Genomic DNA, 22328 nt, shown 5'->3' with positions numbered 1-22328 from the left:
CTCCCACGCACAGCCACCATTACGCGAATTGCAGGCACTAAAAACTGCAATCAAAACTGGGGCGCTTTTGCGTCTGTGTATGAGATCGGATCGCTAAACCCGATCGCTGATTCGTCAGCGACCCGCAAACGATAGAGCCCACACCCCAGGCGCACAAGCCGGCGGATTCTGGCGTAGTCGTAGGCAGCGGCGCAAGGATGTGTAGCCTGAGTGAGTGTCTGGAAGTGTCGTTTAAACAGTGCTTGTTTAGCAGTCTGACACTGAGACTTGTGGTGGCTGTACCGGCCTCATCGCGGGCAAGCCCGCTCCCACAGTGATCGGTGTCGTTCACAAATCCTTGGTCAAAGCAGATACCTGTGGGAGCGGGCTTGCCCGCGATGGGGCCCGGAAGAACACCCTCAATCCAAGGGATCAAACCACCGGAAAATGAATCCGGAACGCCGCCCCGCCCATTGGCGAATCCCCCAGCGTCAGTTTGGCGCTGTAGCTTTCGATGATGTCCTTGACCACCGCCAACCCAATCCCCTGCCCCGGATGCTGACGATCAAGCCGTTCGCCCCGCTGCAGAATCCGCGCACGCTGATCCGGTGGCACGCCGGGGCCGTCGTCTTCGACGCACAGCTCAATGCCACTGAGGGTTTCGCGCACGCTGATGCGCACTTCGCTCAGGCATAGGCGATAGGCGTTTTCCAGCAGGTTGCCCATCATTTCCAGCAAGGCGCCTTGCTCGATCGGCACGTAACACTGCTCCGGCAGATCGAAAGCGACCTGCACGCGTTTGTCGCGATAGACCTTGTCCAGCGTATCGCAGAGGCTTTTCAGCACCGGGCGCAGGCGCACTTGGTGGCGCACCAGGCCGCTTTTGCGCAGGCTGGCGCGTTGCAGTTGATAGCTGATCTGCTGGCTCATGCGCTCGATCTGGGTTTGCAGCACCCAGGCCTGATCGCGCTCTTGCGGCTTCTGGGCCATGTCTTCGCTGACGCCTTGCAACACCGTCAGCGGGGTTTTCAGGCTGTGGGCCAGGTCGTCGAGGGAGTCGCGATAACGGCTGCGCTGTTCACGTTCGCTGTGCAACAAGCGGTTGAGCGAGCCGGTCAGGCGCAGCAGTTCCCGCGGATGTTCTTCACTCAGGCTTTCACGCGTGCCGCCCTCGATCTGGTCCAGCTCCTGGCTCAACCGGCGCAACGCCTGCAAGCCCCAGGTCAGGCCGATCCATAACAAGGCGAGCAACACCAGCAAGGCTGCGCCGAAGCCCAGATAAAGGTTTTCCCGCAGGCCTTCGAGGGTGATTTCGTATTCGCGCACCGGTTGCAGGGCGACGATGCTGAACGCCGCGCTCTGGCCGCCCAGCAGTTTGACCTCGACGTCATAGACGAAGAACTCTTCACCATTGGCTTCGCTGATCCTCGCGAACTCGTTACCGCGCCCGTCGTAACGCGGCTTGTAGTTGATTTTCTCTTCCTGGGTGGCCTTCGAGCGCCAGACCAGGTGACCTTCGCGGTCATAGATGTAACCGAGCAAACGGCTGTCGGTGAGGTTGAAGCGCTCGTCGGGCAATTGCGCGGGCATCTGCAAGCGGTTGTTATCCACTCGGGCAGCGGAGATCAGCGTGGTGACGTCAGACGCCAGGCGCTGCTCGATGGAATCCTGCAATGCCAGGCTGAACGCGCCTTGCATCGCAGGCAACAACGCCAGCATGAACAATACCGCCAGGACCGTGGCGGCAAGCATCAATCGGACACGAAGGGAACGAATCAAGTGCAGCGCTCGTTAAACAGGTAGCCAAGGCCACGCACGGTATCGATCGGCTTGAAGCCGGCCGGGCCTTCGAGTTTGCGGCGCAAGCGGCCGACCAGTACTTCGATCACATTCGGATCACGCTCGCCGTCATCCGGGTAGAGCTGCTCCATCAAGCGGTCCTTGGCCACCACTTGCTGGTGATGTCGCATCAGGTATTCGAGGATCCGGTATTCGTAGGCGGTCAGCGCCAGCGGTTGTTCATCGAGGGACGCCTGTTTGCGATTGAGGTCCAGCAGCAAGGGGCCAGCGACGATGGTCGACTGGGTGAAACCGCTGGAGCGGCGCAGCAAGGCATTGAGCCGGGCGTCCAGCTCTTCGAACTGGAAGGGCTTGACCACGTAATCATCAGCGCCGGCGGCGAGGCCTTCGACCTTGTCCTGCCAGTTGCCCCGCGCGGTGAGGATCAGGATCGGAAACGTCTTGCCCCGGGAACGCAATTGACGAATCAGATCGAGCCCGCCCATGCCCGGCAGACCGAGGTCGATCACCGCCAAGTCATGGTTGAACTGCTCGGCCTGATACAACGCCTCCTCGGCGTTGGCCACGGACTCGACCACATGGCCGCTATCCGTCAGGCGGGTTTGCAGGTGATGGCGCAACAGCGCTTCATCTTCGACGACCAGCAATTTCATAACGCTCTCCTGGGCAAATCAACATCTCCAAAGACGCAACGCGTCCAAAGGCACGCGTACCTCGATGACTAATATGGCGACGCCGGATCAACCGCTTGGGTTGATCCGGCGTGTGCACCAATGCCAGTCAGTTAAGCCGCGGAACCTGTGGGAGCGGGCTTGCCCGCGATAGCGATCGGTCTGACACATCAATGGTGAATGTGCTGCCGTCATCGCGGGCAAGCCCGCTCCCACAGGGATTTCGCTTAACCAACAGGCCTCGGTACATACCCTCGCGAAACGCTTTTTAGAAAGCGTAGTTGGCGGACAGGTAGGTCTGGGCGCTGCTGGTCAAGTCCAGCGAACCCTGTTTGCTGCCGCCGCGCTCGCTCATCTCGGTGCTGGCGTTGCTGCGCAGGTAACGGTAACCCAGCTCGACCGAGGTGTTTTGCGAAACTTGCTGCAATACACCGACCTGGCCGCCAATGGCGTAACCGATGTCGCTGTCGCGGCTGAAGCCTGGCGACTCCTGAGTCAGTTTGGTCAAACCGGCGGTGGCACCGCCGAACAATTTGGTGCTGCCACCCACCGGGTAGAACAGATCGTAACTGCCCAGCAGGTTTTCCTGACGCAGTTTAATGCCATTGTGCGAGCCCGACACGTTGTCATAAGTGGCGTAGTAGCGGCCCTTGCTGTCTTGCTGGCCCAGACGCGCGCCCCAGGTGTTGTCCTTGCCGATCACACCGTCGGCGTTCGGGTGGTTGAGGTTGTCGTTCAGGGCGCTGGATTTTTTTACCTTGTCGCTGGTCTGGCCAAAGGTCAGGCCCGCAAAATTGGTGGTATCGGCGTGGGCCGCGACACTGGCGCCCATCACGGTGAAAGCCAGAAGCAGTTTTTTAAAAGTAGTCATTGGGGAGTTTCCTCATGCGCTATGTGCTTTTTGGGTACGGGGCAAGGTTACTGACCCCTCCCTGTACTGCCCCTGAACGCACTCTGAACCTGAGCTGAATCAAATCGACTACGCTGTTCTGACGACTCTTGATAAGGAGATTTGATCATGCGCGTGTTCCTCGCCCTCGTGTTACTGGCTCTGAGCGGGGTCAGCCAGGCCGCCATCCAGACCCAGGAAATTCCCTACCAGAGTGCCGACGGCACCAAGTTGATCGGCTATTACGCCTACGACGACGCCATCAAAGGCCCGCGCCCGGGCGTGGTGGTGGTGCATGAATGGTGGGGCCTCAACAACTACGCCAAGCGCCGCGCCCGTGATCTGGCCGGTCTGGGCTACAGCGCGCTGGCGATCGACATGTTTGGCGACGGCAAGAACACCGAACACGCCAAGGACGCCATGGCCTTCATGCAAGCAGCATTGAAGGACAGCGCAGCAGCCAGTGCGCGGTTTCAGGCCGGGCTCGACTTGCTGAAGAAACAACCACAGACCGATCCGGCCAAACTGGCGGCCATTGGTTATTGCTTCGGCGGCAAGGTGGTGCTGGATGCAGCGCGTCAAGGCGTGCCGCTGGCGGGCGTGGTGAGTTTCCACGGCGCGCTGGTGACCAATACGCCAGCGACGCCTGGCAGCGTGAAGGCGAAAGTGCTGGTGGAACATGGTGCTCTGGACAGCATGGTCACGGCGCAAAACGTGGCAGCGTTCAAGACAGAAATGGACAAGGCCAATGCCGATTACAAGTTTGTCACCCTCGAAGGCGCCAAGCATGGCTTCAGCAATCCCGAGGCGGATCGTCTGAGCCATGGCGACCACGGCGGGCCGGATATTGGTTACAGCAAGACCGCGGATGAGAAGTCCTGGGCGGACATGCAGGCGTTTTTCAAGAAGATATTTGGTTAAGACTCTGGACCGAGTAACGGCCTTCGCGGGCAAGCCTCGCTCCTACAGGATTGCATCGTCCTTGTAGGAGCGAGGCTTGCCCGCGAAGAACGATAACTCGGTCGAACTGCTACTACCCTCACGCGTGGCAACCCGGCAAAATGCCCGTCATGAATTCCGTCCCCGCCCTACCCGCCTGCTGCACCCCACTCGACGCCCATTGGCCGCTGCCGTTTGTGCTGCCCGATACGGTCCTGTTGGGTACCCACTTCGATACCAGGCAACTGGCCAGTGATGATTTCCAGCGCAGCGCCATCGAACCGCCTGCGAGCATCCAGCGTTCGGTGGCCAAGCGCCAGGCCGAGTTTCTCGCCGGGCGTGTCTGCGCTCGGGCAGCGTTGCAACAACTGGAAGGGCTGAGTTTCATCCCGGCCATCGGCGAAGACCGCGCACCGGTGTGGCCAGCGCATATCACCGGCTCGATCACCCACAGCACCGGCCGGGCCGCTGCGATTGTCGCGAACAAGGCGCACTGGCGCGGATTGGGGATGGACCTGGAAAACCTGCTCGACGCTGAACGCGCCGAACGCCTGGCCGGGGAAATCCTCACGGGGCCTGAGTTGCAGCGCATGGCTGCCGGGGCTGGCGATCAATTGGCAATGCTGGTGACGCTGACGTTTTCGGTGAAGGAGAGCCTGTTCAAGGCGCTCTACCCTATCGTGCAGAAGCGCTTCTATTTCGAACACGCCGAAGTGCTGGAGTGGAGCGCGGGTGGTGAAGTGCGGTTGCGCTTGCTGACCGACCTGTCCAGTGAATGGCGTCACGGCACTGAGCTGGACGCGCAATTTGCAGTGATGGATGGGCAGTTGTTGAGTCTGGTCAGCATCAAGGCCTGAAGGCTTTCAGTGTTTGGGATGGCCTCATCGCGGGCAAGCCCGCTCCCACAGTTTCAGTGGCGTTCACAGATTTGTGTACGACACGGCCCCTGTGGGAGCGAGCCTGCTCGCGATAGGGCCCTAAAGGACACCCGTAATCTCAACGCCGCTCCTGATTCCTCGGCCAGCTCAAACTGAAACAGGCCCCGCCCAGGCTTTTGCTCTTGCCGATCAATGCTCGCCCGTCATGCCAATGAATGATTCGCCGCACGATCGACAACCCCAACCCATGCCCGCCCGAGGCACGGGTGCGGCTGTCATCGAGGCGCAGGAACGGCGTGAAGATTTTCTCCCAGGCAGTTTCCGGCACGCCCGGCCCGTCATCCTCGACATCCACCCGACAGCGCTGCTGCCCCACCTGATAACTGACGGTCACCCGTGAGTGGGCGTGGCGCATGGCGTTGCTCACCAGGTTCTGCAACGCCCGGTGCAAGTAACGCGGTTCGGCCTCGACCCAGGCGTCGTCACAATCGGCGGCCGACAGGCACAAACCGCGCTGTACCGTGACCTCGGCGCGCAGTGGCGCCAACTCTTCGATCACTTGATTGACCAACGCATCCAGATCGATCCGCTGAAAATTCAGTGCCGGCGAACCTTGCTCCAGCCGCGCATAAGTGAGCATCTCGTCGACCAGCCGATCGAGGTCCTCGATGTCGTGGTCCATGCCCTCGCGGTACTTTTCCAGCGCTTGCGGCGTGGTGGCCGAACCGATCATCTCCAGGCCAAAACGCAACCGCGCGACCGGCGTGCGCAGTTCATGGGACACGGCGCGCACCAGTTCTCGCTGAATCGCCAACAATTGCTGCAAGTGCTCGGCCATGCCGTTGAACGCCGAGGCCAGGCGCCCCACCGAGTCCGCGCCGCGTGCCGGTACGCGGGTTTCCAGGCTGCCCTTGGCGATGCGCGTGGCGGCGGCTTCCAGCCCGCGCAAACGACGCTCCAGCTGACGCACCAACAGATAGACGATCAAACCGATCAGGCTCAGGCCAAGGGCCGCGATCAGCACCAGCCACTCAGGGGGGTAAGGATTCATTTGATACAGCGGGCCGATTTCCAGCACCCATGGCGTACCGACCATGCCGGCAAACACCCGGATCGAATCACCGCCCTTGCCCAGCGCCATTACGGTGTCGCCTTCGGACACGCGGCGGCTCTGGTCTTCGTCCATGTCAGCCTGATCGATCGTGACCAGCTGCAGATCAAAACCGAAACCCTTCTCTTCCTTTAACTGCGCCAGACGTTTGGGCTGCTCAGCCACCGGGTAGCGCACCAGTTCATCGGCCAACAGATAAATGGTCGCCCGCGCCAGTTGTTCGCTGATCTGCTGGACTTCCCCGGTGAGCACCAGTTGTTCCTTGTCGCTGACCAAACGGTAAACCTTCGCCGCATGCGGGCCGGTCTGCTCCACCAGTGCCTGGCCGCGCAGCACGCGGGTGCGCTGGGTCAGGTCGAGGTCGGTCTGGGGGAATGTCTTCAGCGCCAACGGAATCCCGAGCAAGCGCTCCCATACCAGCAAGGCCCGGTGGCGCTCGGTTTCGTTCATCGGCTGCAGGTTATCGGCCATCAGCGAGAACGTGCCGTGGGCCAGGCGCTCGCGGTATTGCTCGCTGCGCACCTGATTGAGCAAGTGCAAGGCCAGCACGCCGAGCACAGCCACCAGAATCAGCGCCGCGCACATGCCGCCATAAATGCGCAGGAAGATCGAGTTCACAGCAACAAGTCTGCGCAGGCTTCGGGAACGAACAGGTAGCCTTTGCTGCGGATGGTTTTGATCAGCCGCGGATGCTCCGGGTCATCGCCGATCTTCGGGCGGATGCGTGAAATGCGCACGTCGATGGAACGGTCCTGGCCGTCATAACCGATACCGCGCAGCGCGGTGAAAATTTCTTCGCGTGACAGAATGCGCCCGGCGTTGGCCACCAGCAGCCAGAGCAAATCGAACTCGGCACTGGTCAACTCGATGCCTTTGTCATGCAGCCAGGCCTCGCGCAACGCGTTGTCCACCACCAACGGGCCGAACTGCAGACGCCGTTGTTTTTCCGGAGCGGTTTCAGGGGTTTCGCTGCGCCGCAACAAGGCCTGGATGCGCGCCAGCAGCAGGCGTGGGCGAACCGGTTTGCAGACGTAGTCATCAGCGCCGAGGTCGAGGCCGAGGATTTGATCGGTGTCATCGGTGCGCGCGGTGAGCATCAGGATCGGGCCGTCATACTTGTCGCGAACCTTGCGGCAAATGCTCAGGCCATCTTCGCCCGGGAGCATCAGGTCGAGGATCACCAAGTCCGGTTTTTCCTTGATGATGCGTGCCGCGGCGAGAGCGCCGTTGCCCTCGATCGACACACGCAGGCCGTTGGCTGCGAGGTAGTCGCGAGTCAGTTCGGCCAGACGCTGGTCGTCCTCGACAATCAATACCTGCCAGACTTCTTGCTCCACGGTGACCTCTGCTTGCCAACATCACTTTAAAAGGAAGGATCCGCCCGTCTTTTTGTAATGATTGGGGAGGATAAGAATGCATCTGCATTGGCCGATTGTATAAACGGCGCACGTCTGGAACACAAGCGGGTAAATGCGTTCGGACACAGCGGTTTTTTGTGATAGGGTTCGCGCCCTTAAAAATCCGAATGACTGTTTTCAATCGTTGAAAATCAGTGAAAAACGGTCCGCTCCAGCTAGGTCGCGGCCTACACGCTCGTTCCACCTTTCACACACAATTTACGCACAGGTTTATCCACAGGTAGTACGTTGCAACACCCTCCAAAACGCATTATCTTGTACCTCGGCGCCAAAAAAACCCTACATGTAGGGTTTTAGCTTAAAAGCCCAACCACATTTCAGACCAGAAACTCAAGTGCTTTATTGCCTGTTTATGGTTGAACCAAGCACGATTTTACAAGCCCAAACCGCATGTGCGGATGGCACCGTTTTTTCAGGCCAGAACAGCCAGAACGGTACGGGTGTTGTAGTCAAAACTGGCACCCCTGAAAGGAATCCGGCTTCGAGCCCTGGCTCGCGGCCAAAGACTTCGGCAAGGAAGCGGCATCATTAGCCTTTTCCTACTGTCCCGAAGTTGTTATGCCCGACGCCACGTCGGTTGTAGTGCTTCAGGACAGAACGGTGGGCACCGTGATGGTGCCCAAACAAACATAGAGAATGTGGAGACAACCCCCCATGCAAACCGACACAACTCGCGAGAACCCGCAGGGCACCTTGCCGCAGGCCGCCGATTCGAATTCGGATCTGTCCGCCACCGCGCCTGGCCAGCTGCGCGTGATCAAGCGTAACGGGACTGTCGTTCCTTACACCGATGACAAAATCACCGTCGCCATCACCAAAGCGTTTCTTGCAGTTGAAGGCGGCACCGCTGCCGCTTCGTCGCGCATCCACGACACCGTTGCCCGCCTGACCGAACAGGTCACCGCGACCTTCAAGCGTCGCATGCCATCGGGCGGCACCATCCACATCGAAGAAATCCAGGACCAGGTCGAACTGGCCCTGATGCGTGCCGGCGAGCAGAAAGTAGCGCGCGACTACGTGATCTACCGTGACGCCCGTTCCAAGGAACGCGCTGTACGCACCCCTGCCGAGGAAGCGGTTCAGGCTCACCCGTCGATCCGCATCACCCGCGCCGATGGCAGCCTTGCACCTCTGGACATGGGTCGTCTGAACACCATCGTCACCGAAGCGTGCGAAGGCCTGGAAGAAGTCGACGGCGACCTGATCCAGCGCGAAACCCTGAAGAACCTGTACGACGGCGTGGCCCTGACCGACGTCAACACCGCCCTGGTGATGACCGCCCGTACGCTGGTCGAGCGTGAGCCGAACTACTCGTTCGTGACCGCCCGCCTGCTGATGGACACCCTGCGTGCCGAAGGCCTGAACTTCCTGGGCGTCGCCGAGAGCGCGACCCACCACGAAATGGTCGACCTGTACGCCAAGGCGCTGCCGGCGTACATCGCCAAAGGTATCGAATTCGAATTGCTGAACCCGGTTCTGGCGTCCTTCGACCTGGAAAAACTCGGCAAGGCGATCAACCACGAGCGCGATCAGCAGTTCACGTACCTGGGCCTGCAAACCCTGTACGACCGTTACTTCATCCACAAGGACGGTATCCGCTTCGAACTGCCGCAGATTTTCTTCATGCGCGTGGCCATGGGCCTGGCAATCGAAGAGAAGAACAAAGAAGACCGTGCGATCGAGTTCTACAACCTGTTGTCGTCCTTCGACTACATGTCGTCGACCCCAACCCTGTTCAACGCCGGTACTTTGCGTCCACAGCTGTCGAGCTGCTACCTGACCACCGTGCCGGATGACCTGTCGGGCATCTACCACGCGATCCACGACAACGCCATGTTGTCGAAATTCGCTGGCGGCCTGGGCAACGACTGGACGCCGGTTCGTGCGCTGGGCTCGTACATCAAGGGCACCAACGGCAAATCCCAGGGCGTTGTACCGTTCCTCAAAGTAGTGAACGACACCGCCGTCGCCGTTAACCAGGGTGGCAAGCGCAAAGGCGCTGTCTGTGCCTACCTGGAAACCTGGCACATGGACATCGAGGAGTTCATCGAACTCCGCAAGAACACCGGTGACGACCGCCGTCGTACCCACGACATGAACACCGCCAACTGGATCCCTGACCTGTTCATGAAGCGTGTCTTCGATGACGGCAAGTGGACCCTGTTCTCGCCGTCCGAAGTGCCGGACCTGCACGACCTGACCGGCAAGGCTTTCGAAGAGCGTTACGAGTACTACGAAGCACTGACCGAGTACCCAGGCAAGGTCAAGCTGTTCAAGACCATCCAGGCCAAAGACCTGTGGCGCAAAATGCTGTCCATGCTGTTTGAAACCGGCCACCCATGGCTGACCTTCAAAGACCCGTGCAACCTGCGCAGCCCGCAGCAGCACGTGGGCGTGGTTCACAGCTCGAACCTGTGCACCGAGATCACCTTGAACACCAACAAGGACGAGATCGCCGTTTGCAACCTGGGCTCGATCAACCTGCCGAACCACATCACCAACGGCAAGCTGGACACCGCCAAGCTGGAACGCACCGTGAACACCGCCGTTCGCATGCTCGATAACGTTATCGACATCAACTACTACTCGGTGCCACAAGCGAAGAACTCCAACTTCAAGCACCGTCCGGTCGGTCTGGGCATCATGGGCTTCCAGGACGCTTTGTACCTGCAGCACATCCCTTACGGTTCCGACGCTGCCGTCGAGTTCGCCGACAAGTCGATGGAAGCGGTCAGCTACTACGCGATCCAGGCTTCCTGCGACCTGGCCGACGAGCGCGGCGCCTACGAGACGTTCCAGGGTTCGCTGTGGTCCAAAGGCATCCTGCCGCTGGATTCGCAACAGATCCTGATCGAGCAACGTGGCCAGAAGTACATCGACGTTGACCTGAACGAAACCCTGGACTGGGCACCGGTTCGCGCCCGTGTACAGAAAGGCATTCGTAACTCCAACATCATGGCCATCGCACCGACCGCGACCATCGCCAACATCACTGGCGTGTCGCAGTCGATCGAACCGACTTACCAGAACCTCTACGTGAAATCGAACCTGTCGGGCGAATTCACCGTGATCAACCCGTACCTGGTTCGCGACCTCAAGGCTCGCGGTCTGTGGGACTCGGTCATGATCAACGACCTGAAGTACTACGACGGTTCGGTGCAGCAAATCGAGCGCATCCCGCAAGAACTCAAAGAGCTCTACGCGACGGCGTTCGAAGTGGACACCAAGTGGATCGTTGACGCGGCAAGCCGTCGTCAGAAGTGGATCGACCAGGCTCAATCGCTGAACCTGTACATCGCTGGCGCTTCGGGCAAGAAGCTGGACGTGACCTACCGCATGGCCTGGTACCGTGGTCTGAAAACCACCTACTACCTCCGCGCCCTGGCCGCGACCAGCACCGAGAAGTCAACCATCAACACCGGTAAGCTGAACGCTGTTTCCAGCGGCGGCAACCACGGTGACGACTCGGTCCTGGCAGCTCCTGCCGGCCCTGCTCCAGTGCCGAAGGCGTGCGCCATCGACGAGCCGGATTGCGAAGCTTGCCAATAAGCCGAGCCGGTGAGCGCTGAAAGGCGCTTACTCGAAACCCCCGATCAGTCCTCTGGATTGTCGGGGGTTTTCTTTTGCCTCCCGTAGGAGCGAGGCTTGCCCGCGAAGAACGATAACGCGGTCACTTCAGTCAAAACCGCGGTGCGCCATTCGCGGGCAAGCCTCGCTCCTACAGGATCGCGTTAATCATATGGACGACATATAGACACCAACGCCCCCCCGATGCCCGAAAAAGATCCCGGCCACAAAAAAGCCCCTCTTGCGAGGGGCTCTTTGTGAAGCGCTACCCGTTAACCAACATCAGGTCATCTGAATGATGGTCTGCATGATGGTGCTCTGGGTGGAGATGGTCTTGGCGTTTGCCTGGTAGTTGCTCTGGGCCTTGATCAGCTCGACCAATTCATTGGTCAGGTTGACGTTGGACTCTTCCAGGGAGTTGGACACGACCGAACCCAGAGTGCCGGTTGTCGGCGCATCGACACCCGCCACGCCTGAGGCGAAGGTTTCTTTCCAGCGAGTACCACCGATCGGCTGCAAGCCTTGCTCGTTGGCGAAGCTGGCGACTGCAACCTGGCCGATGGCCTTGGTTTGCTGGTTGCTGAAGTTGGCGGTCATGACGCCGGTGGCGTCGATGGTCAGGCTGGAGATCTGGCCGGTGGCGTAGCCGTCCTGGTATTGGGCGGTACGGGCGGTTGGCGAGTTGTAAGAGGTGGTCAGCGCCATGTTGAACGCGATACCGCCAGCGGCAGCGATGGAACCGTTCGGGCCCCAGGTCACAGGAATCGTTGCTGCGTTGGTCACGGTACCAGGCACCCAACCGGTCATGGTCAACGTGTTGCCGGTCTTGGTCCAGCCAGCACCCGCCGTCAGCGTGTTGATGCTGCCGTCGGAGTTGAAGGTGATGTCGGCGGTGATCGGTACTGGTGGCGTGGTGGCAGGGTTGGCCGGGGAACGACCATCCATGTAGGTATAAACGCGCCAGGCGTTGGTCCCCGTTTTCACGTAGTACTGATCCATGGTGTGCTCGTTACCCTGGCTATCGTAGACCTTGGTGGAAATGGTCTTGTTATAGCTATTGGTATCGGTGGCACTGAACGTCGCCACAGTCGGCAATGTTTCCGCCGAGTTCAGGTTCAACGTCTGATCGACTTTGGTGGTCGGATTCGGCTTGAGGGCCGTGGTATCGATCTTCAAGTCAGTCAACACACCGTTGACGATCTTGCCGTTGGCATCGACGCCGTAACCCTGCAAACGGTTGCCGTTGTTATCGACCACAAAGTTTTCAGCGTCGGTCTTGAACGCACCGGCACGGGTGTAGCTCAGGGAACCGTTGTCACTGAGGATGAAGAAGCCGGTGCCCTGGATGCCCATGTCCAGCACGTTGCCGGTGTTGTTCACGTCACCCTGGCTGAACTGCTGGGAAACGTTGGCCAGACGCACGCCGTTACCGATGGTCTTGCTGCCGGTACCCAGGCGAGTGGCCGAGTACACGTCTTCGAATTCTGCACGGGACGATTTGAAACCGGTGGTGGCAACGTTGGCGATGTTGTTGCCGGTCACGTCCAGTTGTTTGTTGGCTGCATAGAGACCGCTAAGGCCGATACTGAAAGACATATTCCACTCCTTTGTGCCGTGTTAGTCGGCTCTATATACCAATGGTTTGTACTTTGGACAGGGCAACGCTGCCCATGCCTGCCAGGTTCAGCATCAACTCACCGCCGGTCTGGCTGATGGTCACGCTGTTAACGGTCGCCGGCAGATAAGTAATCAGCGATGTCGCCTTGCTATCGATGGTGGCCGTCGCGCCGAAGGTGTAAGTACCCGCCGGTGCTACCGCGCCCGCATCGTCCTTGCCGTCCCAGATGAAACTGGTGTTGCCGGCACTTTGACTGCCCAACTCGAGAGTACGGATGGTCTTGCCTTCCGAGTTGTTGATCTTGACGGTGGCGGCGGCAACCGAAGTTGGCACCACGACGGTCCCGTTGAGGCTCTTGGAGGTGTCGACCACGGCTTTGTCGGTCTGCGCGATGACCGAACGGCCCACCAGCGAAGAAGCCTGCAAGGCTTGCGAGGAGCTGTAGCTGCTGGCAAGGCCGCTGACTGTATCGTTCAGCGTGGTGATACCTTCCAGGCTACTGAACTGCGCCAGCTGGGCCACGAACTCGCTGTTGTCCTGAGGATCGAGCGGGTTCTGGTTTTTCAGCTGAGTTACCAGCAGTTGCAGGAACGCGTCCTTGCCCAGCGCCTGGCCGCCGGTAGCGGCCGAGGTCAGGCTGTCTTTGTTGGTAGTGGTCTGGACCGAAGAGTTGGCCAGAACATCGCTGATAACGCTCATACGAATCGCCCCTTATCACTGACCGAGGGTCAGGACCTTCTGCATCATGGTTTTGGCGGTGTTCATCATCTCGGCGTTGGTCTGGAACGAACGGCTCGCGGAAATCATGTCGGCCATTTCTTCGACGACGTTGACGTTGGGGTAGTAGACGTAGCCCTTGGCATCGGCAGCCGGATGGTTCGGCTCGTAGCGCGCTTCAAGATTGCTCTGGTCTTCGACCACGCCCAGTACTTGCACGCCTTGACCGGCAGCGTCCTGGTTCTGGAACAGCGAATCGCTGCCGCCGCTCTGGCCGCCCTGGAACATGGTGGCGAACACCGGGTGACGGGCGCGATAAGTCTGGTCGATGCTCGACGAGACGGTCTCGGCGTTGGCGATGTTCGAGGCGACGGTGTTCAAGCGAGTGGTCTGGGCACTCATGCCGCTACCGGCAATGTTGAAAACACTGGATAGAGACATGGATTACTCTCCGCGCAGGGCTGACACCAGCCCTTTGAATTTACTGTTGAGCAGGGTGAAGCTGGCCTGGAAGTTAACCGCGTTTTCCGCGTAGTTCGACTGTTCCAGTTGGGCGTCCACGGTGTTCTGGTCGATCGACGGTTGCATCGGCGTGCGATACATCAGCGACTCGTCGCCATTGCCCAGGCCTTCAGCTTCGATGTGACGGCTGTTGGTCATGTTCAAGGCGAACCTGCCGTTTTTGGTTTTCTCGTTCTGCTCGGCGAGCACTTTCGAGAAGTCCAGATCCCGAGCCTTGTAGTTCGGGGTGTCGGCGTTGGCGATGTTGTTGGCCAGGACTTCGGCACGCTGAGCGCGGAAGCCCAGGGCTTGTTCGTGGATACCGAGCGCTTTATCGAAGCTGATGCTCATGTCGGGAAACCTTCGGGTGACCTGATTTTTCGTAACATGGACATAGCAAGCGGCGTGCCAATTCAAAAAAGCCCGTAAACCGGGGCTTTGCAGGCAGTGGCAAGGCGGCAATGCCAGAAAAGCGGCAACCGATTTCCGCCGCCTGCCGCTTTTCTGCCGCTTCCGACGAGCTACACCGACCACTGTAGGAGCGAGGCTTGCCCGCGAAGGCGGTGTATCAGACACAAAATCGCTGACTGACACATCGCCTTCGCGGGCAAGCCTCGCTCCTACAGGTGATGCGGCGAGAATGAGAAATCAGGCACAAAAAAAACGGGAGCCCCTGAGGACTCCCGTTTTTATGCCTGCCGCTTTTGCATCACTTCGCCTGGTAAATGATCCCCGGGCTGCACTGGACCATCTGGTAATGATCCGGCAAACCGTTCAGCGCTTCGGACGCGCCAAGGAACAGATAACCGCCCGGCTTCAGCGTGCTGTGAATGCGCAACAGGATGTCTTTCTTCACCTCGGCGGAGAAGTAGATCAGCACGTTGCGGCAGAACACGATATCGAACTTGCCCAGGGCCGCGTAGCTGTCGAGCAGGTTGAACGAGCGAAATTCCACCCGACTCTTGATCGGCGCCTTGATCGCCCAGCGTCCCGGCCCTTTCGGGTCGAAGTAACGCTGAAGGCGCTCGGGCGACAGACCGCGGCCGATGGCCAGGCTGTCGTACTCGCCGGTTTTGCAGTTGGTCAGCATAGTGCCGGACAGGTCAGTGGCAACGATCTGCACGCCCATCTTCAACTGGCCCATGTTGACCCGCTCGAACTCATCAATGGACATCGACAACGAATACGGTTCCTGGCCCGACGAACACGCTGCCGACCAGATCCGCAGGCGCTGGCCGGGGGCTGCCTTGATCGCTTCGGGCAATACCTTGTTCTTCAAGACTTCAAACGGATAGGTGTCACGAAACCACAAGGTTTCGTTGGTGGTCATGGCATCCACCACCATCTCGCGCAAACCGCTGCGCGGCTGAGTCTGGATGCGCTGAACCAGCTCACCCAGCGATTTGATGCCCTGCTGTTCCATCAGTTTGTTGAGACGGCTCGAGACCAGGTATTGCTTGTTTTCACCGAGCAAAATGCCACAGGCTTTTTCCAGGAATACCCGGAACTGTTCAAAATCCAAATTACCCGTAGACAAAGATGCCGCCTCTTAAATCGTGTTGACCGCCAGGGACAGAAGGCCCCTAGCTGTTATCTGCTGCTTTGATCCGGTCGACTACCCGGGATGCCAGGTCATCAGGACGGAATTTGGCCAGGAAGTCATCGGCACCGACCTTCTTGACCATCGCCTGATTGAACACACCCGACAACGAAGTGTGCAGGATGATATGCAGCTTTTGCATGCGCGGGTCGTTGCGGATCTCGGCCGTCAGGGTGTACCCGTCCATCTCCGGCATCTCGATGTCGGAAATCATCATCAGGAACTCTTCTTCCGGCTTCTTGCCCTCGTCGACCAGCTTGCGCAGGTAATCCAGCGCTTGTTTGCCGTCGTTCAACGCGACCACTTCGACACCGACCGTTTGCAGGCAACGGGTCACCTGCTTGCGCGCCACCGATGAGTCATCGACCGTCAGCACGCGCAAGGACAACGCCTTGTGCTGAGTCTCGACATCCACCACGCCCACCGAAATCGCTTCAGGAGTCGGTGCCACTTCCGCCAGCACCTTCTCGACGTCGATGATTTCGACTAACTGATTGTCGACCCGAGTCACAGCCGTCAAGTAATGATCGCGCCCGGTGCCCTTGGGTGGCGGATGAATCTCCTCCCAGTTCATGTTGACGATGCGCTCCACCGACCGAACCAGGAAACCCTGGGTCTTGGTGTTGTACTCCGTGATGATCACGAAGGGATTGCTTTGATCTTTCAGCGCTCCGGAACCGGTCGCCATTGCCAGATCCAGAATCGGAATGGTCGCCCCCCGAATATTCGCCACACCGCACACGACAGGACTGGACTTGGGCATCAGGGTCAGCTTGGGGCATTGCAGCACCTCACGAACCTTGAATACGTTGATGCCATACAGCTGCTGGCCGTCAAGACGGAACAACAACAGCTCAAGGCGATTCTGCCCTACCAGTTGCGTGCGCTGGTTCACCGAATCCATTACACCAGCCATGCCCAGACTCCTACACCAACGCTAAGTGTGTTTGCGACGCACATTCATCACTAAACGGCACGGCGCTTGCTTTTTAACTTTTATGAACACAGAACCGACATTTTTCCGACACCTGACATCAACCTGCCGCAGATTACTCTGTGCGATGTCGGCCGCTTGCCTGTTCAACGCTGGCAGCCCTGCCCTTGCTGACGCAGTTACCTTGCCTGACATGCTTATCGGCGTCACTCAGGGCTTTCTTGAATTCACCGTAGAAGACTATCTGGCCACGAGTCAAACACAAGGACGCTACGAAATCGAGGTCAACCAGCTCGATCCGCGCCTGCGCATGCCTATGTGCGACAAGGAATTGACAGCCACCCTCGAGAGCCCCGCGAGGCCTCTGGGTCGGGTCACGGTCAAGGTTCGCTGCGACGGTGCCTCCCCCTGGACAGTCTTCGTACCCGCTCAAGTACGGCTGTTTCGCGACATCGTGACCACCACCCGCCCCCTCAAGCGCACAGGGATTATCGAACCCCAGGACGTGACCCTGCGTGAGCGCGATATCAGCCTGATAAACCAGGGTTTTCTGACCTCCGTCGATCAGGCGATCGGACAGAAACTTACCCGACCAATGGTCGCCGATCAGGTCATTACCCTGGTGCATCTCGAACAGGCGGAGGTGGTTCGCAAGGGCGATCAGGTGGTGATTACCGCCCGCAGTGGTACGCTCAGCGTGCGCATGCCGGGTGAAGCGCTGTCCAACGGCGGCATGAGCGAACAGATTCGCGTGAAAAACCTTAACTCCCAGCGGGTTATCAAGGCGCAAGTCACCGCGCCCGGGCAGGTGGAAGTTTCTATGTGAGCGACTCTATAGGGCTCTGGGCCCGTGAAGAGATGGCGCGCCACCCGGCTGTTGCCTAAACTGTGCCCCATGAAGGACACACGCTGGCGCATGCAAGCTCATTGATAAATGGGCCTAAAGTTTTCCGGGGGAGAGCCGAAAACATGGCAAGCGTCCAAATACCCAGAGGTTTTTTGTCATGGTCATCGATTTCAGTCGTTTAAACAGCTCCTCGTCACTTACGGGCAGTACGCGTACCAGCGTTGCTAAGGAAACCGCCGAAGCTGGCCAATCCGCGCCGCTGAATACCCCGGCCGAACAGGCCAATACCACCCAAAGCGGGGAATCGGTACACCTCAGCAATGAGGCTCAACAGTTGCAGAAGGTCACTGACAAGCTGCGCGATCAGCCTGCCGTCGACAACGCCCGCGTGGCCGAGTTGAAAGCAGCGATTGCCGATGGCAGCTATAAAGTCGACAGCAACCGTGTAGCCAGCAAACTGCTCAACTTCGAAGCCCAGCGCTAGGCCACGGCCCGCGCCAGGCTTTTGGACGCTTAAAACCCAAGGCCAGCCATGCACGACACTAATTTACTGCAACTGATCATCGACGACTTTGCTCCGGCGCAACACCTGCTGGAGCTGCTGCAAACCGAGTCCCTCGCGCTGCACGGTCGCGACATGCCACTGCTCGAAGACATTCTGGCGCAGAAACAGGCAATGATCATTTTGCTCGAGCAGCATGGCCGCAAGCGCAGTGAAATCCTCGCCAGCCTCAACCTGCCGACCAATCGCCAAGGCCTGGAGCAACTTGCCAGCCATTCGAGCATCGGCGATCAGTTGCTGGCACAGAGCGACGTGCTGACCGATCTCCTGGCCCAGTGCCAGGCCGCCAACGTTAACAATGGCCAGTCGATTCTGGTTCAGCAGGCCGCCACGGCCAACCAGCTGAAAATCCTCACCGGCGGCGAGCCGCCAGCGCTCTACGATGCCCGCGGTTCAACCTCAAAGCTCGCAAAACCACGCCCGCTCAGTCAGGCTTGAGCCTTTCAATGAGCACGCTCTATCAAGACACGAAACATGCTGGCAGAATGCTGGCCAGTAGTCATATTTGTCTGGAGATTGATACCCCGTGTTCAATGCCTTAAGCGCGGAAGAGGCCACGCAGCCTCCCAAGGTGCTCACCACACCCCTGGAAATCTCCGGCAATCTGCGTCAGCTGCAAGACAGCCATGACCCGCTGATCATCACGTTCCACGAGCGCAGCCAGCGTTTCCAGAGCTACCTGGTGGACGTCGACCGTGACAGCAACATGATCGCCCTGGACGAAATGATCCCCCGCGATGGCGAACGCTTTCTGCTGGCCGGCGAACCGTTCAAGGTCGAAGGTTTCCACGACGGCGTACGCATCGCCTGGGAAAGCAATGGCCCGCTGACCATCGACGACTCCGGCGATGGCCGCTGCTACCGTGGCGCGCTGCCCGACGAGGTGGTTTATCACCAGCGCCGCAATGCCTTCCGTGCCGCGTTGAAGCTGGCGCAACTGGTCGATGTCGACTTGGGTGGCGAAAAACTCAAGTCGCCCGTCAGCGGCAAATTGCTGGACATCTCCGCCACCGGCTGCAAGTTGCGCTTCGAGGGCGACATCACCGCCAGGCTGCAACTGGGCCAGGTCTACGACCGTTTCGTCGCTGCCCTGCCCTTCGGCAGCATGACGGCACCGGTCGAACTGCGTTACCTGCACTTCGAAGAAAGGATCAACACCACCTTCGCCGGCGTGCGTTTTCACAACATGAGCGGCCAGGTGCAGCGGCAGGTCGAGCGGTTCGTCTATCAGCTTCAGCGCGAAGCACGGCGTTTCGATAAAGACGACTTCTGATACGCCACTCCCATAAAAAACGGGCAGTCCCTTGCGGTGACTGCCCGTTTTTTTATGCCTTGATCAAGGCCTTGCTTCGGTAAAACTTTGCTCGCGACCTGTGTCTGGGTCTTCTGACTCCGAATCTGTTTCAGCTTCGGTTTCCGGCTCGGCATCCGGGTTGAAATCAGGTTCCGGGTTGACCGGGTTCTGCATCTGATCCTGCACCACCTGCTCATCGACTCGCGGGTCAAGGCACGCCACCAGTGGCGAGCTCGACATACTGTCCGGCATGGCCACGTGATGCAGTGGAGCATCGTCCACCTGATGCAGGTTGGTGACCGCTTTCGGGCGGATTCGCCACACCAGCACCAAGGCGAAGAAGCTGAAAAAGGCATAGAGCATCTGACTGCCAAACAGCTTCATCAACACCCCGGCTACCAACGGTCCGATACTCGCGCCGACACCGTAAGTCACCAGCAGCATCGCCGTCAGCGACACCCGACGATCACCCTCGACGTGGTCGTTGGAGAACGCCACCGCCAGCGGGTACAGGCAGAACTGCACCAACGAGCAGAGGAACCCGGCGATGAACAACACCTCCAGCGGCACCTGCCGCATGATCGCCAGCGGCAACGCAGCCAGCGCCAGGCTAAACGCGAAACAGCGAATCAACAGCGCGCGGTCATAGCGATCCGACAACCAACCCAACGGCCACTGCACCACCAGGCCGGCAAAAATACAGCTACCCATGAACAGACCGACCTGCTCGGTCGACAATCCTTGCTGCGAGGCATACAGCGGCGCCAGACCGTAGAACGAACCGACGATCAAACCCGACCCCAACACCGTACTCAATGACTGCGGCACGCGCTTGATGAAGAAGCGTGGCTCCATCGGCGCCGGGTGCAAAGGTGCCGGGTGAATCCGCCGTGTCAGGGCCACCGGCACCAGGCACAGGGCGAAACACAGGGCGACCAGCATCAGCAGTTCCAGGCCCAGGCCCGGGTGCATGACCAGAATCAGTTGACCCAACACCAACCCCAGGTATGAGGCGATCATGTAGCCGCTGAACACCACGCCACGCTGCTTGGCTTCTGCCTGCTCATTGAGCCAGCTTTCGATCACCATGTACTGGCACATCATGCCCAGGCCGACGATCACCCGCAGGAACAGCCAGGCGGGTAACCAGTCCACCAAGCCATGGCCCAGCACTGCCGCGCCGACGATCCCGGCGCAGGCTGAATAGGCTCGAATATGCCCGACCCGGGCAATCAGCCGATGGCCGATCTTGCCGCCCAGCACCAGGCCGAAATAGTTGGCCGCCATCAACGCACCGACCCACAGGCTATCGACTTTATCGGCCGCCAGGCGCAGGGCAAGGTAAGTACTCAACAGGCCCGAGCCGATCAACATCATCAGCGAGGCGAAATAAAGCCCCCGAAAAGATTTCAAGATTTGGCGCATCGGCGTTCCGAGCGGCTCCTTGCAGTGAATATCGGGCTATCGACAAACGATAGCCCGACGGCGACGGGTCGTCAGGCCTGGGCTGCTAGAACACGCCGTTCCCAGGGAGTAATTTCATCAAAGAAGCTGGTCAACTCCATAGTCTTCGAAGCGATGTAGCCTTCGATGAACTCCTTGCCGAACAGTTCCTTCGCCAATTGGCTACGTTTCAGACGTTCAAGAGCGGCATGCAAGGTACACGGCAACGAAAGATTATCCGGCACAACGAACTCACCCTGGATCGGCTCGCTCGGCTCCAGTTTGTTCTCAATGCCATACAACCCCGCGGCCAGGCTCGCGGCGATCGCCAGATACGGATTGGCATCGGCCCCCGGCAAGCGGTTTTCGACCCGACGAGCGACCGGTGAACTGGCCGGAATGCGCAGCCCGGCCGCACGGTTGTCGTGGGACCAGCAGGCATTGTTCGGCGATGCGAAAGGATGGCACAGGCGCTGATAGGAGTTCACGTTCGGCGCAAACAGCGCGGTGAAATCCGCCATACCGGCCTGCTGGCCACCGATGAAATGACGGAAGGTCGCGGTCGGCTCGCCGGCCTTGTCGCTGAACACGTTACGCCCGGTGTCGATCTCGACGATGCTCTGATGAATATGCATCGAACTGCCCGGTGTGTGAGCCAACGGCTTGGCCATGCAGACCACGGTCAGGCCATGCTTGAGCGCCACTTCCTTGAGCAGATGCTTGAACAACAAGGTCTGGTCGGCCAACAGTAGCGGATCGCCGTGCAGCAGGTTGATCTCGAACTGGCTGACGCCCATCTCGTGCATGAAGGTATCGCGCGGCAAGCCCAGCGCCGCCATGCATTCGTAGACTTCATTGAAGAACGGCCGCAAGCCGTTATTGGAACTGACGCTGAACGCCGAATGACCGTCCTCACGACGACCGTCCAGGCCCAGTGGTGGCTGGAAGGGTTGCGTCGGGTCAGGGTTGGGCGCGAAGACGAAGAACTCCAGTTCGGTCGCCACCACCGGCGCCAGACCGAGAGCGGCGTATCGAGCGATTACGGCCTTGAGTTGGCCGCGGGTCGACAATGGCGAGCTCTCGCCGGTCAACTCATCCGCATCACAAATGGCCAGCGCCCGAGGCTGCGAGCTCCAGGGTAAGCGGTGGATCTGCGCGGGATCAGGCACCAGCGCCAGGTCGCCATCATCGCTGCCGTAAAAGCGCGCTGGCGGATAGCCGCCCATAATGCATTGCAGCAGCACTCCCCGCGCCATCTGCAAACGCCGCCCTTCAAGAAATCCTTCGGCGGTCATCACCTTGCCGCGTGGTACGCCGTTCAGGTCCGGCGTGACACATTCAATCTCATCAATGCCCGTCAATCGCTGCGCGAGTGAACGATGGCCATCGGTTGTCATGACGCAATCCTTGTTGTTGTACGAGCCGCGAACGGCGACTCGTACAAAATAGGCTCCGGCTGTTCGGAATATCAAGCAGCGTCAAACAAAAAGGTGCAGGAACCACCGAAGGCAACGATCTTGGCCTGAACAACACGCCCCCCGTATTCCGGCCCTGACAACA

The 22328-nt window shown here is 59.3% G+C and carries 20 protein-coding genes; 7 read left to right on the top strand and 13 right to left on the bottom strand.

What is annotated here, in order from left to right; all coding sequences use genetic code 11:
• Positions 1-411 precede the first annotated feature (411 nt).
• The 3 genes from AB7M22_RS03800 to AB7M22_RS03790 form a co-directional block, all read right to left on the bottom strand.
• A complete protein-coding gene (locus tag AB7M22_RS03800) occupies positions 412-1758 on the bottom strand; it encodes an ATP-binding protein (protein ID WP_454185293.1) in 1347 nt (448 codons plus the stop codon).
• A complete protein-coding gene (locus tag AB7M22_RS03795; RefSeq protein ID WP_007899104.1) occupies positions 1755-2432 on the bottom strand; it encodes a response regulator in 678 nt (225 codons plus the stop codon). The genes AB7M22_RS03800 and AB7M22_RS03795 overlap by 4 nt, the downstream gene beginning before the upstream one ends.
• 286 nt (positions 2433-2718) lie before the next feature.
• Complete coding sequence (locus tag AB7M22_RS03790; protein WP_008011631.1) at positions 2719-3321, bottom strand: hypothetical protein; 603 nt, start codon at positions 3319-3321, stop codon at positions 2719-2721.
• 147 nt (positions 3322-3468) lie between these two features.
• Here AB7M22_RS03790 and AB7M22_RS03785 point away from each other — a divergent pair, with 147 nt between their 5' ends.
• On the top strand, positions 3469-4260 hold the full coding sequence (locus tag AB7M22_RS03785; protein ID WP_454185292.1) for a dienelactone hydrolase family protein: 792 nt from the start codon (positions 3469-3471) through the stop codon (positions 4258-4260).
• 149 nt (positions 4261-4409) lie between these two features.
• A complete protein-coding gene (locus tag AB7M22_RS03780) occupies positions 4410-5135 on the top strand; it encodes a 4'-phosphopantetheinyl transferase family protein (RefSeq protein ID WP_454185291.1) in 726 nt (241 codons plus the stop codon).
• 139 nt (positions 5136-5274) lie between these two features.
• Here AB7M22_RS03780 and AB7M22_RS03775 read toward each other — a convergent pair whose 3' ends face one another.
• Both AB7M22_RS03775 and AB7M22_RS03770 read right to left on the bottom strand, forming a co-directional pair.
• Positions 5275-6885, bottom strand: coding sequence for an ATP-binding protein (locus AB7M22_RS03775; RefSeq protein ID WP_454185290.1), 1611 nt, complete (start codon positions 6883-6885; stop codon positions 5275-5277).
• The gene (locus AB7M22_RS03770) at positions 6882-7604 is read right to left on the bottom strand and encodes a winged helix-turn-helix domain-containing protein (RefSeq protein ID WP_454185289.1); all 723 of its coding nucleotides are present in this window, start codon (positions 7602-7604) and stop codon (positions 6882-6884) included. The genes AB7M22_RS03775 and AB7M22_RS03770 overlap by 4 nt, the downstream gene beginning before the upstream one ends.
• Positions 7605-8339: 735 nt before the next feature.
• Here AB7M22_RS03770 and AB7M22_RS03765 point away from each other — a divergent pair.
• On the top strand, positions 8340-11234 hold the full coding sequence (locus tag AB7M22_RS03765) for a ribonucleoside-diphosphate reductase subunit alpha (protein ID WP_454185288.1): 2895 nt from the start codon (positions 8340-8342) through the stop codon (positions 11232-11234).
• 300 nt (positions 11235-11534) lie between these two features.
• On the opposite strand, the gene flgE is transcribed toward AB7M22_RS03765, so the two are convergent.
• From flgE to AB7M22_RS03735, 6 genes are all read right to left on the bottom strand, one after another.
• The gene (gene flgE, locus AB7M22_RS03760) at positions 11535-12848 is read right to left on the bottom strand and encodes a flagellar hook protein FlgE (RefSeq protein ID WP_454185287.1); all 1314 of its coding nucleotides are present in this window, start codon (positions 12846-12848) and stop codon (positions 11535-11537) included.
• A gap of 31 nt (positions 12849-12879) precedes the next feature.
• Entirely contained in the window at positions 12880-13569 is a 690-nt protein-coding gene (gene flgD / locus AB7M22_RS03755) for a flagellar hook assembly protein FlgD (RefSeq protein WP_454185286.1), read from the bottom strand.
• Positions 13570-13584: 15 nt separating this feature from the next.
• A complete protein-coding gene (gene flgC, locus AB7M22_RS03750; protein ID WP_007937507.1) occupies positions 13585-14028 on the bottom strand; it encodes a flagellar basal body rod protein FlgC in 444 nt (147 codons plus the stop codon).
• A gap of 3 nt (positions 14029-14031) precedes the next feature.
• The gene (gene flgB, locus AB7M22_RS03745; RefSeq protein ID WP_454185285.1) at positions 14032-14439 is read right to left on the bottom strand and encodes a flagellar basal body rod protein FlgB; all 408 of its coding nucleotides are present in this window, start codon (positions 14437-14439) and stop codon (positions 14032-14034) included.
• Between the two features lie 358 nt (positions 14440-14797).
• Complete coding sequence (cheR, locus tag AB7M22_RS03740; RefSeq protein ID WP_007899126.1) at positions 14798-15625, bottom strand: protein-glutamate O-methyltransferase CheR; 828 nt, start codon at positions 15623-15625, stop codon at positions 14798-14800.
• Between the two features lie 46 nt (positions 15626-15671).
• Positions 15672-16604 (bottom strand): chemotaxis protein CheV, encoded by a 933-nt coding sequence (locus AB7M22_RS03735; protein ID WP_454185284.1) that lies wholly within the window; start codon positions 16602-16604, stop codon positions 15672-15674.
• Between the two features lie 82 nt (positions 16605-16686).
• Between AB7M22_RS03735 and flgA the strand changes: the two genes are divergently transcribed.
• The 4 genes from flgA (at position 16687) to AB7M22_RS03715 (ending at position 19304) form a co-directional block, all read left to right on the top strand.
• Positions 16687-17448, top strand: a complete 762-nt coding sequence (gene flgA / locus AB7M22_RS03730; protein WP_454188758.1) for a flagellar basal body P-ring formation chaperone FlgA — start codon at positions 16687-16689, stop codon at positions 17446-17448.
• A gap of 178 nt (positions 17449-17626) precedes the next feature.
• Positions 17627-17953 (top strand): flagellar biosynthesis anti-sigma factor FlgM, encoded by a 327-nt coding sequence (gene flgM, locus AB7M22_RS03725; protein ID WP_007899130.1) that lies wholly within the window; start codon positions 17627-17629, stop codon positions 17951-17953.
• Between the two features lie 48 nt (positions 17954-18001).
• Positions 18002-18469 carry a flagella synthesis protein FlgN gene (locus AB7M22_RS03720; RefSeq protein WP_007899131.1) on the top strand — a complete coding sequence of 156 codons (468 nt, stop codon included), beginning with the start codon at positions 18002-18004 and terminating at the stop codon, positions 18467-18469.
• 88 nt (positions 18470-18557) lie between these two features.
• Complete coding sequence (locus tag AB7M22_RS03715; RefSeq protein WP_454185283.1) at positions 18558-19304, top strand: flagellar brake protein; 747 nt, start codon at positions 18558-18560, stop codon at positions 19302-19304.
• A gap of 63 nt (positions 19305-19367) precedes the next feature.
• On the opposite strand, the gene AB7M22_RS03710 is transcribed toward AB7M22_RS03715, so the two are convergent.
• Positions 19368-20750 (bottom strand): MFS transporter, encoded by a 1383-nt coding sequence (locus tag AB7M22_RS03710; RefSeq protein WP_454185282.1) that lies wholly within the window; start codon positions 20748-20750, stop codon positions 19368-19370.
• A gap of 71 nt (positions 20751-20821) precedes the next feature.
• A complete protein-coding gene (locus AB7M22_RS03705) occupies positions 20822-22063 on the bottom strand; it encodes a glutamine synthetase family protein (RefSeq protein WP_177319019.1) in 1242 nt (413 codons plus the stop codon).
• Between the last annotated feature and the right edge of the window lie 265 nt (positions 22064-22328).

The sequence above is a fragment of the Pseudomonas sp. ADAK2 TE3594 genome (assembly GCF_053628675.1).
This window is presented reverse-complemented; position numbering and strand designations above follow the sequence as displayed.

What these genes read in the sequence shown, in the direction of transcription:
- AB7M22_RS03795 (WP_007899104.1), bottom strand. Translation starts at nt 2,432, where the DNA reads ATGAAATTGCTGGTCGTCGAAGATGAAGCGCTGTTGCGCCATCACCTG.
- AB7M22_RS03790 (WP_008011631.1), bottom strand. Translation starts at nt 3,321, where the DNA reads ATGACTACTTTTAAAAAACTGCTTCTGGCTTTCACCGTGATGGGCGCC.
- AB7M22_RS03785 (WP_454185292.1), top strand. Translation starts at nt 3,469, where the DNA reads ATGCGCGTGTTCCTCGCCCTCGTGTTACTGGCTCTGAGCGGGGTCAGC.
- AB7M22_RS03780 (WP_454185291.1), top strand. Translation starts at nt 4,410, where the DNA reads ATGAATTCCGTCCCCGCCCTACCCGCCTGCTGCACCCCACTCGACGCC.
- AB7M22_RS03765 (WP_454185288.1), top strand. Translation starts at nt 8,340, where the DNA reads ATGCAAACCGACACAACTCGCGAGAACCCGCAGGGCACCTTGCCGCAG.
- flgE (WP_454185287.1), bottom strand. Translation starts at nt 12,848, where the DNA reads ATGTCTTTCAGTATCGGCCTTAGCGGTCTCTATGCAGCCAACAAACAA.
- flgD (WP_454185286.1), bottom strand. Translation starts at nt 13,569, where the DNA reads ATGAGCGTTATCAGCGATGTTCTGGCCAACTCTTCGGTCCAGACCACT.
- flgC (WP_007937507.1), bottom strand. Translation starts at nt 14,028, where the DNA reads ATGTCTCTATCCAGTGTTTTCAACATTGCCGGTAGCGGCATGAGTGCC.
- flgB (WP_454185285.1), bottom strand. Translation starts at nt 14,439, where the DNA reads ATGAGCATCAGCTTCGATAAAGCGCTCGGTATCCACGAACAAGCCCTG.
- AB7M22_RS03735 (WP_454185284.1), bottom strand. Translation starts at nt 16,604, where the DNA reads ATGGCTGGTGTAATGGATTCGGTGAACCAGCGCACGCAACTGGTAGGG.
- flgA (WP_454188758.1), top strand. Translation starts at nt 16,687, where the DNA reads ATGAACACAGAACCGACATTTTTCCGACACCTGACATCAACCTGCCGC.
- flgM (WP_007899130.1), top strand. Translation starts at nt 17,627, where the DNA reads ATGGTCATCGATTTCAGTCGTTTAAACAGCTCCTCGTCACTTACGGGC.
- AB7M22_RS03720 (WP_007899131.1), top strand. Translation starts at nt 18,002, where the DNA reads ATGCACGACACTAATTTACTGCAACTGATCATCGACGACTTTGCTCCG.
- AB7M22_RS03710 (WP_454185282.1), bottom strand. Translation starts at nt 20,750, where the DNA reads ATGCGCCAAATCTTGAAATCTTTTCGGGGGCTTTATTTCGCCTCGCTG.
- AB7M22_RS03705 (WP_177319019.1), bottom strand. Translation starts at nt 22,063, where the DNA reads ATGACCGCCGAAGGATTTCTTGAAGGGCGGCGTTTGCAGATGGCGCGG.